General features: G+C 71.2%; 13 protein-coding genes. 4 read left to right on the forward strand and 9 right to left on the reverse strand.

Annotation, left to right across the window (positions count from 1 at the left end; translation table 11 throughout):
• Window positions 1-44 precede the first annotated feature (44 nt).
• Genes ACWD4G_RS14550 through ACWD4G_RS14560 form a run of 3 tightly spaced genes read right to left on the reverse strand, consistent with a single transcriptional unit; the run spans window position 45 to window position 3,111 of the window.
• Window positions 45-1,328, reverse strand: a complete 1,284-nt coding sequence (locus ACWD4G_RS14550) for an ABC transporter substrate-binding protein (RefSeq protein WP_451293082.1) — start codon at window positions 1,326-1,328, stop codon at window positions 45-47.
• Window positions 1,328-2,161, reverse strand: coding sequence for a carbohydrate ABC transporter permease (locus ACWD4G_RS14555; RefSeq protein ID WP_451293084.1), 834 nt, complete (start codon window positions 2,159-2,161; stop codon window positions 1,328-1,330). Before ACWD4G_RS14555 ends, ACWD4G_RS14550 begins: the two co-directional genes overlap by 1 nt.
• A complete protein-coding gene (locus tag ACWD4G_RS14560) occupies window positions 2,158-3,111 on the reverse strand; it encodes a carbohydrate ABC transporter permease (protein WP_451293086.1) in 954 nt (317 codons plus the stop codon). The genes ACWD4G_RS14555 and ACWD4G_RS14560 overlap by 4 nt, the downstream gene beginning before the upstream one ends.
• 211 nt (window positions 3,112-3,322) lie before the next feature.
• Between ACWD4G_RS14560 and ACWD4G_RS14565 the strand changes: the two genes are divergently transcribed.
• A complete protein-coding gene (locus tag ACWD4G_RS14565) occupies window positions 3,323-4,186 on the forward strand; it encodes a phosphotransferase enzyme family protein (protein WP_451293088.1) in 864 nt (287 codons plus the stop codon).
• Window positions 4,187-4,331: 145 nt separating this feature from the next.
• On the opposite strand, the gene ACWD4G_RS14570 is transcribed toward ACWD4G_RS14565, so the two are convergent.
• Both ACWD4G_RS14570 and ACWD4G_RS14575 read right to left on the reverse strand, forming a co-directional pair.
• Window positions 4,332-5,054 (reverse strand): exonuclease domain-containing protein, encoded by a 723-nt coding sequence (locus ACWD4G_RS14570; protein WP_451293090.1) that lies wholly within the window; start codon window positions 5,052-5,054, stop codon window positions 4,332-4,334.
• Window positions 5,055-5,213: 159 nt separating this feature from the next.
• The gene (locus ACWD4G_RS14575) at window positions 5,214-6,464 is read right to left on the reverse strand and encodes an SAV2148 family HEPN domain-containing protein (protein WP_451293092.1); all 1,251 of its coding nucleotides are present in this window, start codon (window positions 6,462-6,464) and stop codon (window positions 5,214-5,216) included.
• A gap of 293 nt (window positions 6,465-6,757) precedes the next feature.
• Between ACWD4G_RS14575 and glgX the strand changes: the two genes are divergently transcribed.
• Both glgX and treY read left to right on the forward strand, forming a co-directional pair.
• Entirely contained in the window at window positions 6,758-8,887 is a 2,130-nt protein-coding gene (gene glgX / locus ACWD4G_RS14580) for a glycogen debranching protein GlgX (RefSeq protein ID WP_451293094.1), read from the forward strand.
• A 175-nt stretch (window positions 8,888-9,062) separates the two neighbouring features.
• A complete protein-coding gene (gene treY / locus ACWD4G_RS14585) occupies window positions 9,063-11,402 on the forward strand; it encodes a malto-oligosyltrehalose synthase (protein WP_451293096.1) in 2,340 nt (779 codons plus the stop codon).
• 274 nt (window positions 11,403-11,676) lie between these two features.
• Here the strand turns inward: treY and ACWD4G_RS14590 are convergent, their stop codons facing one another.
• Both ACWD4G_RS14590 and ACWD4G_RS14595 read right to left on the reverse strand, forming a co-directional pair.
• Window positions 11,677-13,029, reverse strand: coding sequence for a M14 family zinc carboxypeptidase (locus ACWD4G_RS14590; RefSeq protein WP_451293098.1), 1,353 nt, complete (start codon window positions 13,027-13,029; stop codon window positions 11,677-11,679).
• A gap of 192 nt (window positions 13,030-13,221) precedes the next feature.
• On the reverse strand, window positions 13,222-13,773 hold the full coding sequence (locus ACWD4G_RS14595) for an FHA domain-containing protein (RefSeq protein ID WP_451293100.1): 552 nt from the start codon (window positions 13,771-13,773) through the stop codon (window positions 13,222-13,224).
• A gap of 191 nt (window positions 13,774-13,964) precedes the next feature.
• Here ACWD4G_RS14595 and treZ point away from each other — a divergent pair, with 191 nt between their 5' ends.
• Complete coding sequence (gene treZ, locus ACWD4G_RS14600) at window positions 13,965-15,710, forward strand: malto-oligosyltrehalose trehalohydrolase (RefSeq protein WP_451293102.1); 1,746 nt, start codon at window positions 13,965-13,967, stop codon at window positions 15,708-15,710.
• Between the two features lie 224 nt (window positions 15,711-15,934).
• On the opposite strand, the gene ACWD4G_RS14605 is transcribed toward treZ, so the two are convergent.
• Both ACWD4G_RS14605 and ACWD4G_RS14610 read right to left on the reverse strand, forming a co-directional pair.
• Window positions 15,935-16,867: an aminoglycoside phosphotransferase family protein gene (locus ACWD4G_RS14605; protein WP_451293104.1), complete on the reverse strand. Its 933-nt coding sequence runs from the start codon at window positions 16,865-16,867 to the stop codon at window positions 15,935-15,937.
• Window positions 16,868-16,931: 64 nt separating this feature from the next.
• Entirely contained in the window at window positions 16,932-18,044 is a 1,113-nt protein-coding gene (locus ACWD4G_RS14610) for a M24 family metallopeptidase (RefSeq protein WP_451293106.1), read from the reverse strand.
• Window position 18,045 lies beyond the last annotated feature (1 nt).

Here is an 18,045-nt window from a genome sequence, read left to right on the forward strand (position 1 = left end):
ACCGCGAGTCCCCGCGAACCCGCACGCCCCCCGAGGGCTCGCGCTCATCTCTGATAGCGGGCCAGCACCAGATTCCCGTCCTCCTCCAGCCGCTCGCGCAGCTCGTCGAGGTCGATCGCCCCGCTGTAGTACTCCTGGAGGGCGGGGGTCGCGACCTTGTCCTTCCACTCCGGGTATCCGCGTACGGACTGGGCGGGCGCGGAGCGGAGGTGTTCGGCGAGTGCCGTGCCGGTGGCCCAGTCGTCCTTCGTCGTATGCAGGGCGGGGTCCTTCAGGGCCTCCGTGCCGGTGGGCAGCATCCAGTCGCCCAGGGCCAGCCGGACCATGTTCTTCGGCCGCAGCAGGAAGTCGACGAACTCGGCGGCCTCCTTCTTGTGCGGGCTGTCCTCGGCGATGGAGAGCGTCTGCGGGCTGACCCCCTGGGTGAGCCCGTCGGCACCGGCGGGGGCGGGCAGCACCTGCCAGTCGAAGCCCTCGGGTGCCTGCTGGACTATCTGCTGCCGGTACGAGAACCCGAGCGGGACCATGGCGTACCGGCCGCCGAAGAAGCCGGGCAGGGTGTCGGAGCCGCCCATGCCGAGCGTGGTGCTCGACGCGGAACCGTCGACGTTCACCTCGTCGTGCACGGTCCTCGGTACGACCGCGTCACCGTCGTCGAAGCGGACCTCGACCTTGCCGTCGCCGCTCCGGTGGAACAGCTGCCCACCCGCCGACAGCGACAGATTCAGCGTGGCCGACACCGGCTCCTTGAGCGGCCAGGCGACGCCGTACGTGCCGTCGCCGCTCAACTCCCGTGCGACCGACCGGAACTCCTCCCAGGTCCAGGGGTCGTCGGGCGTCGGAACCCGCACCCCGGACTCCCTCAGCCACTTCGCGTTGGCGATCAGCACCCTCGGCTCCTGGAGGAACGGCACGCCGTAGACGCCGTCGCCGAACGTGGTCGTCTCCCAACTGCGCTGCGGGATATCGGACTTGAGCCGCTCGGGCAGCAGTTCGCTCAGCTCGGCCAGATAGCCGCCGTACGCGAAGTCCGCGAGATCGTCGGAGGCGTCATGGATGATGTCCGGCGCCTCACCGCCCTCGAAGGAGGTGAGCAACTGGTCGTGGACGCTCTCCCAAGTGCCCTGGACGTACTCGACCTTGACACGCGGATGCGTGGCGTTCCACTCCTCCACCAGCTCCTTGTTGACGGCGACGGACTCCTCCTGCCAGGCGAGCGACTGGAAACGGAGGGTGATCCGGCCGTCGGAGGAACCGTCGTCGTCGCCGGTGCAACCGGTGAGCAGCAGGCCGAACAACACCAGGGCCGTGAGGAATCGTCCGCTCATCAGCTCTTCACCGCCCCGGCGAGCATGCCGCCCGTGATCCGCTTCTGGATGATCGCGAAGACGACCAGTGAGGGCAGGGTCGCGAGGAACGCGGCGGCGGCCAGCGGGCCCAGATCGGCGACGCCCTCCGCGCCGATGAAGTGGGTGAGGATAACCGGCAGGGTCTGTTTCTCCGGGGTCTTGAGCAGGACGAGCGCGAAGAAGAACTCGTTCCACGCGGTGATGAACGCGAACAGCGCGGTCGCCACGATGCCGGGTGCCAGCAGCGGCGCGGTCACCGACACCAGCGTCCGCACCCGCCCGGCCCCGTCGACCGCGGCGGCCTCCTCCAACTCGGCGGGCACGGCCCGTACGTACCCCACGAGCATCCACAGCGCGAAAGGCAGCGACCACACCACGTACACCATCACCAGGCCCGGCACGGAGTTGATCAGCCGCAGGTTCTTCAGCACCAGGAACAGCGGGATGATCACCAGGACGAACGGGAACGCCTGGCTGACCACCACCCATCCGGTCGCCATCCGCGACAGCGTCGTACGGTGGCGGGCCATGACATATGCCATCGGGGTCGCGATCAGTACGGCGACCACGGCCGCGCCGACCGCCGCGACCAGGGAGTTCAGCGCGGCCTCCAGCAGGGGCTGTTCGTCGAAGGCCTGCCGGAAGTTGGCGAGGGTGGGGTCCTTGGGAATCCAGGTCGGGTGGAGGCTGCCCAGTTCGCGGGCGGGTTTGAAGGCGGTCGAGATCAGCCAGAGGAACGGGAACGCGAGGAAGACGAGATAGGCGACCAGGGCGAGGTACTGTCCGGCGCGGGTGACCCTGCTGGTCCTCATGCCTCGTCACCGCCCCGCCGCAACCGGCCGACGAGAAGGACCGCGAGGACGATCGAGATCACCGCGACCATCACACACCCCATCGCCGCCGCGTACCCGAACTGCCCGTAGCGGAAGGCCTCCTCGTACGCGAAGAGCATCGGCAGCCGGGTGCGCCCGCCGGGGCCGCCGTTGGTGAGGACGTAGACCAGGGCGAAGGAGTTGAAGTTCCAGATGAGGTTGAGGGCGGTGATGGCGAGGGCGACGGGCTTGAGGGCGGGCCAGGTGACCGTGCGGAAGCGGCGCCAGGCGCCCGCGCCGTCCATCGCGGCGGCCTCGTGGAGTTCGCGCGGGGTGTTCTGCAGTCCGGCGAGGAGGGCGACCGTGGTCTGGGGCATGCCCGCCCAGACGCCGACCACTATGACGGCGGGCAGCGCGGTGGCGAGGCCGCTCAGCCAGTCGCGACCGTCGCCCAGGCCCAGATCGCGGAGGGTTTCGTTGAGGATGCCCGCGTCCGGGTTGTAGACCAGCCGCCACATGATGCCGACGACCACCTCGGGCATGGCCCACGGCACGATGGCGAGCGCCCGCGCCAGCCAGCGCAGCCGTAACCGCTCGTTGAGCAGCAGGGCGAGGCCGAGCGCGAGCAGGAACTGCGGCACGGTCACCCCGACCGCCCAGAGCAGCCCGATCCGGAACGAGTCCCAGAACAAGGTGTCCTGCGCCAGGTCCCGGAAGTTCAGGCCACCGATCCACTGGGTGGGCTCGGTCCGCCCGGACTGGGCGTCGGTGAACGCCAGCGCGATCCCGTAGAGCAGGGGGCCGACGCTCAGCACCAGGATCGGGATCAGGGCGGGCAGGACGAGGAACCATGCGCCGTGGTCGAGAAGGCGCCCCTCCCGGCCCGCAGCCGGCGCGCGTCGCCGCTTCGCCGGTCGCGGGCCCTTCGGCGGCGCGGTCGCCAGGGTCATGCGGCGGACTCCCTCGGGAAGATGGCGCGACTTGCGGCGGTGTGGCCGCCGATGCGGCCTCCGTCATGGTGCTGAGGGCATGAGGGGTCGTCAAGGCACCGCGCACATCGTCCGACCTGTGCGAATGCGAGACTGGCCGATGTATGGCGTGAACCTGACGCCCCGCCGGGGGCGTCGGTCGTACGGACCCGGTCGGACACGGAGGCGAAGGATGGACGAGGCACGGGCGCGGGAGGCCCTGGACGCGGCCGGTGTGCTGCCCGGTACGGCCGGGGACGCGACGCTGCTCGCGCTCGGTGAGAACGCGGTGTTCGCCGCCGGAGACCTGGTGGTCAAGGTGGGGCGGGACGCCGAACTCCTCGACCGGGCACGCCGGGAACTGCGCATCGCGGGCTGGCTCGCGGAGGCCGGCGTACCCGCGGTACGGGCCGCCGGGCCGGAGCCGCTGCTCGTGGAGGGGCACCCGGTGACGGTGTGGCACCGGCTGCCCGATCCCGTCCGCCCGGCCGGGGCGCGTGATGTGGCCGAACTGCTGCGGCTGGTGCATGCGCTGCCCTCCCCTCCTTTCGCACTGCCTCGTCGTGATTTGTTGGGTGGTGTCGAGCGGTGGCTGCGGCTCGCCGGGGACGCGATCGATCCGGCGGACGCGGCGTACTTGCGTGCGCGGCGGGACGGCTTCGCCACGGCCGCCGCCGCGCTGGCCCCACGGCTACCGGCCGGGCCGATCCATGGGGACGCGCTGCCGCGCAATGTGTATGTCGGGGCGGAGGGTCCCGTGTTGGTCGACCTGGAGACCTTCTCCGACGACTTCCGTGAACACGACCTGGTCGTCATGGCCCTGTCCCACGACCGCTATGGGCTGCCGGACGAGGAGTACGACGCGTTCGTCGAGGCGTACGGGTGGGATGTGCGGGAGTGGGAGGGGTGTGCGGTGCTCCGGGGTGCTCGGGAGACGGCCAGCTGTGCGTGGGTCGCCCAGCACGCCCCCAGCAATCCGAAGGCATTGGCCGAGTTCGAGAGGAGGGTGGCTTCGCTGCGGGAGGGCGATGAGACGGTGAGGTGGTACCCGTTCTAGGGCTACTGCGCCCGTGATGGGGCGAAGCCCCAAAAAGGGGCGCGGGGAACTGCGCGACCAGCCCCCACCGACCCGCAGTCGGCGACGGACAGTGGGCCTACGGGGCGTCCCCAGCGGCACGACTGCCCGCGGCCAGGACGGCTGTTCAGACCGTCTCGTCGGCCAGCTCCCGCAACGGCCACACCCCGTCCACCACCGCGTCCGCGTTGCCCTTGCGCCGCAGGAAGCTCTGGAAGTCGGCCGCCCACTCGGCGTACCAGTCGATCTGGCGGCGGTGCAGCTCGGCCGGGCCGAGGGCGGCGACCTTCGGATGGCGTTCGGCTATCGCGTGAGCGACGCGGGCGGCGGCGAGCGCGTCCGCCGAGGCGTCGTGCGCGGCATGCAAGGAGACGCCGTACTCGGCGCAGACCGCTTCGAGGTTCCGCTTCCCCCGCCGGTAGCGGTCTATGGAGCGGTCGATCGTGTACGGGTCGATGACCGGTGCCGGGTCCAGGCCGCCCAAACGGTCGCGGAGGGACGGCAGGCCATGGCGGCGCAGCTCCGCCGAGAGCAGGGTCAGATCGAAGGCCGCGTTGTACGCCACGACCGGAACGCCCGTCTTCCAGTAGCCGACGAGGACCTCGGCGATGGCGTCGGCGACCTCGTCGGCCGGTCTGCCCTCGGCCGTCGCACGGGCGTTGGTGATGCCGTGCACGGCGACCGCGTCGGCCGGGATCTCCACCCCCGGATCGGCCAGCCACTCCCGGTGTCCGACCGGCTCCCCGTCCCTGACCTCTATCACCGCGCCGGTGACGATGCGTGCCTCGCGCGGGTCCGTCCCGGTCGTCTCCAGGTCGAAGCCGATCAGCAACTGCCGGTGCCAACCCATGCTGGCCCCCCTTCTCGGTGGTGCGTTCCCCCAGTGACCACCACCCTCCCATGAGCCACTGACAATCCGACGACCGCATTCCGCTTATGGGGGCGTACCGGGGCCTTCGCGCCGCGGCACTCGGGCGCACCGGCGCTCACGGCCAGGACGCGTCCACGCTCATGACACCGGCCGTGAGTCCGCCCAGGCCACCTCGAACTCCTCCCGGTATGTATCGAAGAGCCCGACTTCGCCGTTCTCGTGTGCCTTGAGGACGCGGTTGCCGCCGCCGCGCAGGACCAGCACCGGCGCTTCCATGCCACGCGTACGCCGGAGATAGGTCTGGACGACCGCGATGCCGTCCGAGCCGTCGCCGTCGACCAGGTAGGCGGTGAAGCGGGGGGTCTCGTCGAAGACCTGGATCTCGAAGGCGCCGGGGTCGCGCAGCCGGGAGCGGACCCGGCGCATATGCAGGATGTTCATCTCGACCGCGCGGCTCAACTCCCCTCGCTTTATGCCGAGTTCGCGTTCGCGTCGTTTCACCGCGCTGGAGGCGGGGTTGAGGAAGAGCAGCCGTACCCGGCAGCCGGACTCGGCGAGTCGTACGAGCCGTCGCCCGGAGAAGTTCTGCACGAGAAGATTGAGGCCTATGCCGATGGCGTCGAGGCGGCGGGCGCCGCCGAAGAGGTCCTCGGCGGGGAACTGCCGCAGCAGCCGCACCCGGTCGGAGTGGACGCCGACGACGTCCGCGTACCGGTCGCCGACGAGGTCCTCGACGGCGTCGACGGGCAGCCGGCGGGCGGAGGGGACGTCGCTGCCCGCGCCGAGGATCTCCAGCAGTCTGGCCGAGGCGCGCTCGGCCTGGGCGAGGACGGTCTCGGAGAGGGCGCGGTTGCGGGAGACGACGTTCCGGGTGACCTCCAGCTCGTCCAGGGCCAGCTCCACATCGCGCCGTTCGTCGACGTACGGCTCGAAGCAGGGCCAGTGCTGGATCATCAGTTCGCGCAGCTGGGGCAGGGTGAGGAAGCTGAGGACGTTGTCGTCGGCGGGGTCGAGGAGATAGCCCTTGCGGCGGCTGACCTCGCGTACCGCGACGGCCCGCTGCACCCACTCCTGTCCGGCCGGGCCGGCGGCGGCGACCACCCAGTCGTCGCCGTGGACGGGCTCGTAGATGGGCCGCAGCACGGCGGCCACGACGGCGCGCAGCCGCTGCTCCACCAGGTTCAGCCAGATGTAGGCGCGGCCGGCCCGCTGGGCGCGGGTGCGCACTTCGAGCCAGGCGTCGGCGTTCCAGTCCAGTTCCGGACCGATGGCTCCCCGTTCCATCGGCCGTGCCAGGGACACCGCGCCGGGTGGGACATCTGTGGAGTTCCCCTCGTGACCCGTGTCGCCCGCGTCACCAGGAGGCAGCTCCAGCCCTCCCGAGCCCACCCACGCACCGCCTTCCGCTCCCCCGGGTTCACCCCTACTCAACGATCAAGGAAGGGTACTCCGGGAGCGGGTTTCGACGCAGCCTGATGGACAGGTCGTTTCTCAACCACCGCATGGGACTTGATCCTTCCGGTTTGCTGCCGCGTCGGGAGCGGTCCGGAACGGTCTCTTCGCCGCCGTGTCGGGAGCGGTCCTGAGTGATCTCTTTCATGGCGGGGTGGTTCCATCACTTTGGGGGAGACTCCCCTCGGAGTCGTCCCCGATCGCGCGCGACAACTGGAAGAGTCGTATCCATGCAGGTCTGGCCTGGGCAGGCGTATCCACTCGGCGCGACGTACGACGGCGCCGGTACCAACTTCGCGGTCTTCTCGGAGGCCGCTGACCGAGTCGAGCTGTGTCTGCTCGACGACGACGGCTCCGAGACGGCGGTGGAGCTGCGCGAGACGGACGCGTTCGTACGGCACGCCTATCTGCCCGGGGTGATGCCCGGGCAGCGCTACGGCTTCCGTGTGCACGGCCCGTACGCGCCGGAGCGCGGGCTGCGCTGCAACTCCGCGAAGCTGCTCCTCGACCCGTACGCGCGTGCCATCAGCGGATCGGTGAAGTGGGGTGAGGAGGTGTACGGCTATCACTTCGGGTCGCCCGACAAGCGCAACGACCTGGACTCGGCGCCCCACATGATGACCTCGGTCGTGGTGAACCCCTACTTCGACTGGGGCGACGACCGGCGGCCCCGCACCGAGTACCACCACACCGTGATCTACGAGGCCCATGTCAAGGGCCTCACCATGCGCCACCCCGGCCTCCCCGAGGAACTGCGCGGTACGTACGCGGCCCTCGCCCACCCCGCGATCATCGAACACCTCACCGAACTGGGCGTGACGGCACTGGAGCTGATGCCCGTACACCAGTTCGTGAACGACCACCGTCTGGTCGACCTGGGCCTCGCCAACTACTGGGGCTACAACACGATCGGTTTCTTCGCCCCGCACAACGCGTACGCGTCCTGGGGCGACCGGGGGCAGCAGGTCCTGGAGTTCAAGTCGGCGGTACGGGCGCTGCACGAGGCAGGGATCGAGGTCATCCTCGACGTGGTCTACAACCACACGGCGGAAGGCAACCATCTGGGGCCGACCCTCTCCTTCAAGGGCATCGACAACCCCTCGTACTACCGGCTCACCGACGACCGCCGCTACTACATGGACACCACCGGCACCGGGAACTCGCTGCTCATGCGGTCCCCGCACGTCCTTCAGCTGATCATGGACTCGCTGCGGTACTGGGTGACCGAGATGCATGTGGACGGGTTCCGCTTCGATCTCGCGGCCACGCTGGCGCGGCAGTTCCACGAGGTGGACCGGCTGTCGTCGTTCTTCGACCTCGTCCAGCAGGACCCGGTGGTCTCCCAGGTGAAGCTGATCGCCGAGCCGTGGGACGTGGGCGAGGGCGGCTACCAGGTGGGCAACTTCCCGCCGCTGTGGACCGAGTGGAACGGCAAGTACCGGGACACGGTCCGGGATCTGTGGCGGGGCGAGCGGCGCGCGGTCGCGGAGTTCGCGTCCCGGCTGACCGGCTCGTCCGACCTCTACCAGGACGACGGCCGCCGCCCGCTCGCCTCCATCAACTTCGTGACCTGCCACGACGGGTTCACCCTGCACGACCTCGTCTCGTACAACGACAAGCACAACCTGGCCAACGGTGAGGACAACCGGGACGGCGAGAGCCACAACCGGTCCTGGAACTGCGGCGCCGAGGGCGACACCGACGACGAGGGCGTGCTCGCGCTGCGGCGGCGTCAGATGCGGAACTTCATCGCTACCCTGATGCTCTCCCAGGGCGTGCCGATGATCAGCCATGGTGATGAGTTCGCCCGTACTCAGCGGGGGAACAACAACGCCTACTGTCAGGACAATGAGCTGGCCTGGGTGCGGTGGCCTGCGGACGGCTCCGCCGACGGGGCCGATGGGTACGGCGATCTGTTGGACTTCACGCGCGCGATGGTGTGGCTGCGGAGGGACCATCCCGTCTTCCGGCGGCGGCGCTTCTTCCACGGGCGGCCGGTGGAGGGTACCCATGACGAGCTGTCGGACATCGCCTGGTTCACGCCGGAGGGTGCGGAGATGACCCAGCGGGACTGGGACCAGGCCGCGGCGTCCGCCCTCTCCGTGTTCCTCAACGGCAACGCGATCTCCGAGCCGGGGCCTCGGGGGGAGCGCATCGCCGACGACTCGTTTCTGCTGATGTTCAACGCGTCGCCCAGGACGTTGGAGTTCGTGGTGCCGGTCAATCATGGGCGGTCGTGGGAGGTTGTGGTGGATACGGGGAGGGAGGGGGGTGGTTTCGACGGTGGGGTCAAGGTGGGGGCCGGGGAGCGGGTGGGGTTGGTGGATCGGAGTCTTGTTGTGCTTCGGCGCCCTGCGTAACGGGGGTGCGCTGATCGCCGTGGGGGCTTCTGTTAGTTGCTGGCAGCAGGCCGTATGTGGTTGCTCGCGCCCACGCGGCGGAGCCGCACATCGATACAGCCCCGCGCCCCTAAAGACTGCGTGCCCTTGCGTGTCAGGGCGCTCCAAGCGCAGTGAGGCGGGTACGTAGGTCTGCATGACGCCTGTTGTGCCCTCCTCCACCTATCGGCTTCAGCTTCAGCCCGGCTTTCCCTTTTCCGCCGCCTCCGCCGCCGTCCCCTACATCGCCTCCCTCGGGGTTTCCCACCTCCACCTCTCCCCTGTCCTGGAGGCCGTGCCCGGGTCGGCGCACGGCTATGACGTCGTCGATCACGGGCGGGTGCGGGCGGAACTCGGCGGTGAGGAAGGGCTTCGGGCGCTGTCCCGGACCGCTCGGGAACACGGGCTCGGGCTCATCCTCGACATCGTGCCCAATCACATGGCCATGGCTCCCCGCTACAACCGGGCGCTGTGGGGGGTGCTGAGGGACGGGCCCGAGTCGGCGTACGCGCGGTGGTTCGACATCGACTGGGACGTGCACGGTGGGCGGGTGCTGCTGCCTGTGTTGGGTGGGCCGGTGGGGCAGGAGGCCGATCAGTTCGTCGTCGACGGGAAGGAGCTGCGGTACTACGACCACACCTTTCCCCTGCGGGAGGGCACCGAGAAGCTGCCGTTGCCTCAGCTGCTGGATGCCCAGTGGTATCGGCTCGCGTGGTGGCGGCTGGCGCGTACCGAGGTGAACTATCGGCGGTTCTTCAGCATTTCCGAGTTGATCGGGGTGCGGGTGGAGGAGCCGGAGGTGTTCGAGGCGACGCATGCGAAGGTGCTTCGGCTGCTGGAGGAGGGGGTGATCGACGGGCTGCGGGTCGACCATCCCGACGGGCTCGCCGATCCGGACGCGTATCTGCGGCGGCTGTACGAGGGCAGTGGGGGGCGGTGGACCGTCGTCGAGAAGATCCTCGCGGACGGGGAGGCGCTTCCCGCGGGGTGGCCGGTCGCGGGGACCACCGGGTACGACGCGCTGCGGCAGGTGGACGGGGTGTTCGTGGACCCCGCCGGGGCCGGGGAACTGCTCGGGCAGTACCGGCGGTTCGCCGCCGCGCGGTCGGACCGGGGCGGGCACTGGGAGTCGACCGTGCGACGGGCCGCCCATCGGGTGCTCTCGCACGAACTGGCCACCGAGGTGGAACGGCTCGTCCGGGTGGCACATCGGCTGTGCGCGCGCTCCCCCGAGCTGGCTTTGCGCGACCGCGCGCCCTGGGCGCTGCGTACCGCGCTGTGCGAGCTGCTCGTACGGATGGAGGTGTATCGGCCGTACGCCTCCCAGGACGCCTCGCTCGTCGTCACCGAGGCCGCCTCGGCCGAGGCGCGTACGGCGTTCGCGGTGCCCGAGGAGGCGCGGGCGGTGGATGTGGTGCGGGATCTGGTGCTGGGGCGGTACGGGGACGGGCCGGAGCAGGTCGAGTTCCGGGTGCGGTTCGCTCAGACGTCGTCGGCGCTCAGGGCCAAGTCGGTGGAGGACACGGCGTTCTACCGGTATGTGCCGTTGCTGTCCGCGAACGAGGTGGGCGGGAACCCCGGGCAGCCGGCCGTGACACCCGCCGGCTTCCACGCGTACTGTGCGCGGCTGCAGCGGAACTGGCCGGTGGCGGGAACGGTCCTGTCGACGCATGACACCAAGCGCAGCGCGGATGTGCGGGCGGCGATCGCCGTGCTCGGTGAGTGTCCTGAGCGGTGGGCCGATGTGCTGGCCGAGGTGACCCGGGACGGGGCCGGGGTGCCCGATCCGCAGCTGGCGTGGGCGGCCTGGCAGACGGCGTTCGGGCTCGGCCCCGCGGACGAGGAACGACTCCAGGGGGCCCTGCTCAAGCATGTCCGGGAGGCCGGGCTGCACACCTCCTGGACCGAGCAGAACCCGGCGTACGAGCGGGCCGTGGCCGACTTCGTCGCCCGGGGGCCGGCGGTGGACACCCGGGTGTCGGAAGGGCTGCGGGGGGAGCTGGAGCCCCATGTGCGGGCGAATGTGCTGGGTGCGGCCCTGGTCCAGCTGACCATGCCGGGGGTTCCGGATGTCTATCAGGGAACGGAGGACGAGTACCGGGCGCTGGTGGACCCGGACAATCGACGGCCCTTCGCACCTCAGGACTCGGCGTCGGCGAAGTTCCGGCTCACGGTGGCGGCGTTGCGGCTGCGTCGGCGGCGGCCGGAGGTCTTCGGGGACACGGCGACGTACGTCCCGCTGACGGCCGAGGGGGAACGGGCCGCGCACTGTGTGGCGTTCGTACGGTCGGGTGAGGTGATCACGGCGGTCACGCGGTTGTCGCTGCGGCTCGCGGAGGCGGGCGGCTGGGGGGACACCGAGGTGGAGCTGCCCGCCGGGCGATGGGCTGAAGTGCTGGGCGGGCAGCGGGAGTTCGGCGGGCGGGTGCGGTTGGCGGAGCTTTTCGCGGAGCTGCCGGTCGCGCTGCTGGAGAGGATCGACGCCGGGCAGCCGTGAGGGGAGCGGGGTTTCGCCTCCAGGGCGAAAGACCGTGCTCTGACCGGCAGGTTTGGCAGTGGAGTAAGCGGCTTGTACGGCTGTCGCGCTCGGGTGGCGAAAACCAAGCCGTCGGGGTCTACCGCCGGGCTGGCGGGAAGTCAGGTCTGTGGAGCTTGCGTAAGACCATGGGCGGCACACCGTCCTTTCGCCGGTAACCCCGGGTGGCTGCGGGCTGTGAAGCAGAAAGGTCAACCCGTGAGGGAAGAATCCCCTGCTTCGGCTGGGGGAGAGGTCAATCCCGGTGCATCGGCACGGCGGGCTCCGAACTCCATGGCGGCTCAACCGCATGGGGTTCGGCGCCGGAATCGCTGACGCCTCTCTCCCCGCTGTCCCGCTCGGCGGCCAGCTCGAACGCGGCGAGGACCACGCGGGACTGGTACTGGGCCTGGTGGAGGACCGGTATCCAGCGGGCGCGGTAGCCGTCGCGGTAGTCGGCGCACCAGGTGTCCATGAGGTGGTCCAGTTCGGGCAGCGCGCCCGCGGGGTCGTGCCCGGAGCGGGTGATGAGCTGGTGGAGGAGGCCGGCGGTGCGCAGAGCGACACGGCGGCCGGAGATGCCGAGGGTGGTGAGGCGGGCGGTGTCGAGCGGGGGCAGGGGGCGGGCGGCGCCGTCGTGGACGTCGGGGTCCCAGGAGTCGGCGAGACCGGGGCCGACCAGTAAATAGTCGTCGACCGGGGCGAGGAGGCGGGCCGCGTCGGGGGCGTCGCTCACATGGGGGCGTATCCGGGCGAGGATGTCTTCGAGGAGCCGGGTGTCGTGGCGGAGGGCGCGGCTGACCGTGCGCAGTACGGCCTCGGGGTCGGGGCTCGGGGAGCCGTCCTCCACCGCGCTCACTCCCCACATGGGTGCCTCGACTACGGCGGTGACCGTGCCGTAGCGGTGCGGGTGGTACCAGGTGGACTCGACGGCGGCCTCGGTGAGCGCGGCGGCGAGGTCGCCCCGGCGCGGGGGCGGGATGCGGTAGACGGCGGGGCCGAGGCGGGGCCAGTACAGGGTGTCGTACGGGCCGAGTTCGCGGGGTATGCCGAGTCGGGCGGCGATGGTGGCCATCCGCTGGGCGAGGGCGGGCAGTTCACGGGTGAGTTCGACGAAGCCGCCGCCGACGTCGACGCCGTGCAGGGAGCACTGGAAGAAGGGGCGCAGCTCGTCCTGGAGGGCGAGCAGGGCGCGGGTCTCCGGGAGGACGGCTTTGGCGGCGCCGTCGGGGAGCCACTCGGGTTGTTCGAGGAAGCCGGGGCGGAAGAAGTGCCGGAAGTAGTGGCCGAGGGTGTACGGGCCGGACAGCCAGCCCTCGTTGCGGCGGGAGCCGTCGGGGTCGAGACAGAGCAGCAGGTTCCAGGTGGTGTCGGCGTCGTCGGTGAACCGGGGGTCGGCCAGGGTCTGTTGGGCGAGGCGGAGGACGGTGGCGCCGCCCACGGGTTCGTTGGCGTGCGGGCCGGCGACGATCAGGGCGTGGCGACTGCCGTGGCCTATGGACAGCAGCCACATCGGGGTGCCTGCCCGTGAGGTGCCCACCCGACGCAGTCGGGCGCGGTGCGGATGTCGGGCGACGAGTGTCGCGGCGCGTGCGGACAGCTCGTCCACGGTCGGGTAGCGGAGAAGTGGCGGCAGGGCACACCTCCCCTGTGTGATGCCGTCGGTTCACCTGATGTGCCTGGTGTACGCACAGTCAGTCATGGCCGAGAAGCCACGTCAACACCTTTGAATGAAAGGGCAGTTGACAAACTCGCTGGGTCATTCCCAGGCCAGAGCTTTGCGGTGGGGGTGTTCGATGGTTCATTCGGAGGAGAGGCGGAACGCCATACGGCCGAAACTCACCTGGTCGCCGTCGCGGACGACGGCCGCGCCGATGACGCGGCGGCCGTTGACGGTGGTGCCGTTGGTGGAGCCGAGGTCGCGCAGAATCCACATGCCGCCCTGTCTGCTCAGCTCGGCGTGGACACGGGAGACCGTCTCGTGGCTGAGTCGGAGGCCGTTCGCCGGATCGCGGCCGATGCGCAGGGCGTGGCCGCTCGCCGGGTGCGGCAGCTGGAGCTTGGGCAGCCGCTCGGCCTGCCAGGCGCGGCGGAGCTTCACCCCGAAGCCGGAGATCGCGCCGACCGTGCCGAGCACCAGTCGGGACCAGCGCTTCTCGGCGGGCAGATCGGCGATGAGCACGGCGAGTTCGTCGGAGCGGCGGGCGGTCAGCGCCAGCTCCATCCGGCGGATGAACGTGTCGTGGGAGAGCCGGCCCAGGGCGACGCCGTCACGGAGCGCCCTCAGCGCGCGGTCGCGCTCCGCGTCCGACAGCCGCGCGGGGTACGTGTGGAACTCGAAAGACGACGTCACGCAGGTGATTGTCGGTCAGTGGGCGCGGGGTGTCCAGAAAACGCGTAAACGGTGACCATCTGCGGACACTCGGGTGCACAGTGCGCCGTACGTGCGGCAAAAGCCGTGTTCCGAGGGCGAATTGATCTCGGCTGGCGCACGATGGGCGGAGTGACTCCTGACGACCCCCGGCAGCCGAGGGAGAACCTTCCGTGCAGTTCGAGGTGTGGGCACCGCAGGCCGACCGTATGACGCTCCACTGCGCGGGTGTCGCGCGGGCCATGGAGCGCGATCCGGAGCGGGAGGACTGGTGGACGGCCGAGGCGGAGGCGCAGGACGGGACGCGCTACGGGTTCGCGGTGGACGACGGTCCCGTGCTGCCCGATCCGCGCTCGCGCCGCCAGCCGGACGGCCCGGACGGGCTGAGCGCGGTCGTCGACCACGGGCGGTACGCGTGGCGGACACCGTGGGCGGGGCGCGGGCTGCCGGGCGCCGTGCTGTACGAGTTGCACGTGGGCACGTACACGCCCGGGGGCACCCTGGACGCGGCGGCCGAGCGGCTCGCTCATCTCGTCGAACTGGGCGTCAGCCACGTCCAGTTGATGCCGGTGTGCCCGTTCCCCGGGACACACGGCTGGGGCTACGAGGGGGTCTCCCCGTGGGCCGTGCACGAGCCGTACGGCGGCCCCGAGGCCCTGAAGCGGTTCGTGGACGCGGCGCACGAGCGGGGCCTCGGCGTCGTCCTCGACGTGGTCCACAACCACCTCGGCCCCTCCGGCAACTACCTCCCGGTCTTCGGCCCCTACTTCACCGAACGCCACCACACGCCCTGGGGCGCCGCCGTGAACCTGGACGCGCCCGGTTCGGACGAGGTGCGGGCGTACTTCATCGGCAGCGCGCTGGCCTGGCTGCGGGAGTACCGGCTCGACGGGCTGCGTCTGGACGCGGTGCACGCGCTGCGGGACACCCGTGCCGTCCACTTCCTGGAGGAGCTGTCCACGGCCGTGGACGGGCTCGCCGCCGAGGTGGGGCGGCCGCTCTTCCTCATCGCCGAGTCCGATCTCAACGACCCCCGGCTCGTCACCTCCCGCGACCGGGGCGGTCTCGGGCTGCACGCCCAGTGGAACGACGACTTCCACCACACCCTGCACACCACGCTGACCGGTGAGTCGCGGGGCTACTACGAGGACTTCGCGCGGGCCGGGCTCGCGGGCCTGGCGAAGACCTTGACCGGCGGCTTCTTCCACGACGGTACGTACTCGTCGTTCCGGGGGCGCCGCCATGGCCGCCCCCTGGACCGTACGCGGGTCTCCGCGCACCGGCTGCTGGGCTACACCCAGACCCACGACCAGGTGGGCAACCGCGCCCAGGGCGACCGCCTGTCGGCGACCCTCTCCCCCGGTCTGCTGGCATGTGCGGCCACCCTGATGCTGACGGGCCCGTTCACTCCCATGCTCTTCATGGGCGAGGAGTGGGCGGCGGGCACCCCCTGGCAGTTCTTCACGGACCACACCGATCCGGAGCTGGCCGAGGCGGTGCGGCGGGGGCGGCGGCGGGAGTTCGCGGCGCACGGCTGGGCCGAGGAGGACGTGCCGGACCCGCAGGACCCCGCCACCCGTGAGCGGTCCTGCCTCGACTGGTCCGAGCCCAGCCGCTCACCGCACGCCCGGGTCCTCGCCTGGTACCGCGAACTCATCGCCCTGCGCCGGGCCCTGCCCGACCTCTCCGATCCCGACCTCTCCGACGTCAAGGCCGCCTACGACGAGAGCGGCCGCTGGGTCGCCTTCCGGCGGGGGGATGTACGGGTGGCGGTGAATCTGGGCCGGGAGCCCGCCGAGATCCCTCTGGGGGTGCCGGGGGCGAGGGTGCTGGCGGCCTGGGAGCCGGTCGAACCACCTGGGTCGGACGGGGTGTTGAGGCTGGACGGGGAGGGGTGCGTGGTGCTGACGGGGGTATGAGGGCGCCCGGGGCTTGGGCTGGGCGGGGGTGGGTTTCGCTTACCAGCGCTGACAGGGTGCCGCTCTCTTTGGGATGGGTGCCGCCCCAGCGGCACGATTGCCCGCAGCTACGTGAGCGAGTAAGCGGGGTCGCGCCCCGTAAGGGGCGCGGGGAACTGCGCGATCAGCCACACACAACCCGCAGTCGCCCTACTACGCACACCCCCGAGCTACTGGGCGCGCCCTCAATCCTCCCCCCGCAAATCCGTCACCCGCTCCAGCAGGATCGCGTCCCACGCGCGTCTCAACCGCTCCCGCAGGGCAGGCAGGCGGGCGGCGCCCCCGCTCTTCACCGCCTCCGCGAGAGCGACAACCGTGTCGCAGCGGGCCAGCCACAACCCCCGCAGACAGGGCCGCGGCCCATACCCGGCGAGCGTGGCGGAGCGTACCGCCGCCGGGGAGCCGATCGCGGCGGCCAGGGCCGCGATGTCCTCCGCCGGGTCACCGACGACCGCCTGGGCCCAGCCCAGAACACCCCGCACCCGGCCGTCGGCACTCACCACAAGGTGCTCGCCCCGCAGATCGTGATGGACCAACACGGCGGCCGAAGCGGCCAGTTGGGCCACGTTCGCGGACGTCAGCTGCCCCAGCCGCGTCGCGTCGAACTCGTCCGCGTCGGCGAAGCCGCGCGCAGCGCGCCCGGCGGTGGCTCGCAGCGCCTCCAGCGACCGCGACGCGAGCCGGGGCACACCGAGCGCCTCGGCCTGTCGTAGCGGCACCTCGCGCAGCCCGGCGAGGAGGCCCGCCAGATCCGCCTCGCCCAGCGCGGAGACATGGTGGGTCGGCGCGGTGCTCCCGGGAATCCTGGTGTCGAGCGTGCAGACGAGTCCGCCGGACCACTCGCCGTGCGCGACGCTCACCGGGACGGCGACGCCGACATGCGGCCGGACCAGGTCGCGCAGCCGCAGTTCGCGCCGCTGCCGTACGGTCGCCGGGTGGTCGGGGGCGAGGCGCAGCACATGCCGGTTGCCGACCCACCAGGTGTCCGCCCCGCCCTCCCCGCCCACGGGCCGCACCTCCGGGCCCTCACCGCCACCGGGGCCTCCGTCGCCGGACTTCATCAAGGAACGCACAAGTCGGCGGACGGTGTCCGCGGTGGGGGTCGGTGCCTGGGTCATGGTCGCGCCGTCGTCCGGAGGGTTGTTCGAGTTCGGGGGCTCCTGGTGGTGGTCGGTCCACTCCTCAGTCCACTATCGCCATCTCGCGCGGAGTGTTGTTGAGGCGTCGGCCGCCGTCCTCGGTCACCGTCACGATGTCCTCGATGCGCACCCCGAAGCGGCCGGGCAGATAGACGCCGGGTTCGACGGAGAAGCACATGCCGGGGACCAGGGGGCGTTCCTCGCCCTCGACCATGTACGGCGGTTCGTGGGTGGTGACGCCGATGCCGTGGCCGGTGCGGTGGATGAACCGGTCGCCGTAGCCGGCCTCGGTGATGACGGCTCGGGCGGCCCGGTCGACGTCCTGGCAGGCGGCGCCCGGCCGTACCGCGCGGAACCCGGCCTCCTGCGCGGCCCGTACGAGGTCGTGGACCTCGCGCTCCTCGGGGTCCGGTTCGCCGACGTGGACGGTGCGGGAGGTGTCGGAGCCGTAGCCGTCCTTGAGGCCGCCGAAGTCGAGGACGACCATGTCGCCGCGCCGGACGATCCGGTCGCCGGCCTCGTGGTGCGGGTTGGCGCCGTTGGGCCCGGAGGCGACGATGGTGAAGTCGACCTGGGAGTGGCCGGAGCCGCGCAGCAGCGCGGCGAGATCGGCGGCGATGTCGGACTCCGGGCGCCCTGCGAAGCGGACCTCGCGGATCTGCTCGTACGCGGCGTCGGCGGCGGCGCCCGCGGCGGCCATCCGCTCCAGTTCGGCGGTGTCCTTGACGGCCCGCAGCATCGGCAGGCTCTCGCCGATCCCGACGTACGCCGTGTCCGGCAGCCGCCGCTGCAGGGCCAGCAGATGCAGGGCCCAGGTGTTGTCGCTGACGCCGAACCGGCCGCGTGGGCCGAGGACGGAGACGGCCGCCCCGTACGGGTCCTCGGCGTCCGTCCAGTCCCGCAGGGTCAGCGCGGGGCCGCCGGGTGCCTCGGCGGCGTCCGGGGCCTCCAGGGCGGGCACGACCAGCACGGGGTCACCGCCCTCGCGCAGCACCAGCAGGGTGAGCCGTTCGGTCTCCGGGGGCCGGTGGCCGGTCAGCCACACCAGGTCCGGGCCGGGTGCCACCAGCAGCCCGTCGAGGCCCGCCTCCGCCGCTGCCCGTGCCGCCCGCCGCATCCGGGCCCGGTAGTCGTCGGTGGTGAAGGGCGCCGTCATC

Source organism: Streptomyces sp. NPDC002643 (assembly GCF_053592555.1).

Bases quoted from the DNA above. Each gene is read 5' to 3' on its own strand.
- ACWD4G_RS14550 (WP_451293082.1), bottom strand. From the start codon at position 1,328: ATGAGCGGACGATTCCTCACGGCCCTGGTGTTGTTCGGCCTGCTGCTC.
- ACWD4G_RS14555 (WP_451293084.1), bottom strand. From the start codon at position 2,161: ATGAGGACCAGCAGGGTCACCCGCGCCGGACAGTACCTCGCCCTGGTC.
- ACWD4G_RS14560 (WP_451293086.1), bottom strand. From the start codon at position 3,111: ATGACCCTGGCGACCGCGCCGCCGAAGGGCCCGCGACCGGCGAAGCGG.
- ACWD4G_RS14565 (WP_451293088.1), top strand. From the start codon at position 3,323: ATGGACGAGGCACGGGCGCGGGAGGCCCTGGACGCGGCCGGTGTGCTG.
- ACWD4G_RS14570 (WP_451293090.1), bottom strand. From the start codon at position 5,054: ATGGGTTGGCACCGGCAGTTGCTGATCGGCTTCGACCTGGAGACGACC.
- glgX (WP_451293094.1), top strand. From the start codon at position 6,758: ATGCAGGTCTGGCCTGGGCAGGCGTATCCACTCGGCGCGACGTACGAC.
- treY (WP_451293096.1), top strand. From the start codon at position 9,063: ATGACGCCTGTTGTGCCCTCCTCCACCTATCGGCTTCAGCTTCAGCCC.
- ACWD4G_RS14605 (WP_451293104.1), bottom strand. From the start codon at position 16,867: ATGACCCAGGCACCGACCCCCACCGCGGACACCGTCCGCCGACTTGTG.
- ACWD4G_RS14610 (WP_451293106.1), bottom strand. From the start codon at position 18,044: ATGACGGCGCCCTTCACCACCGACGACTACCGGGCCCGGATGCGGCGG.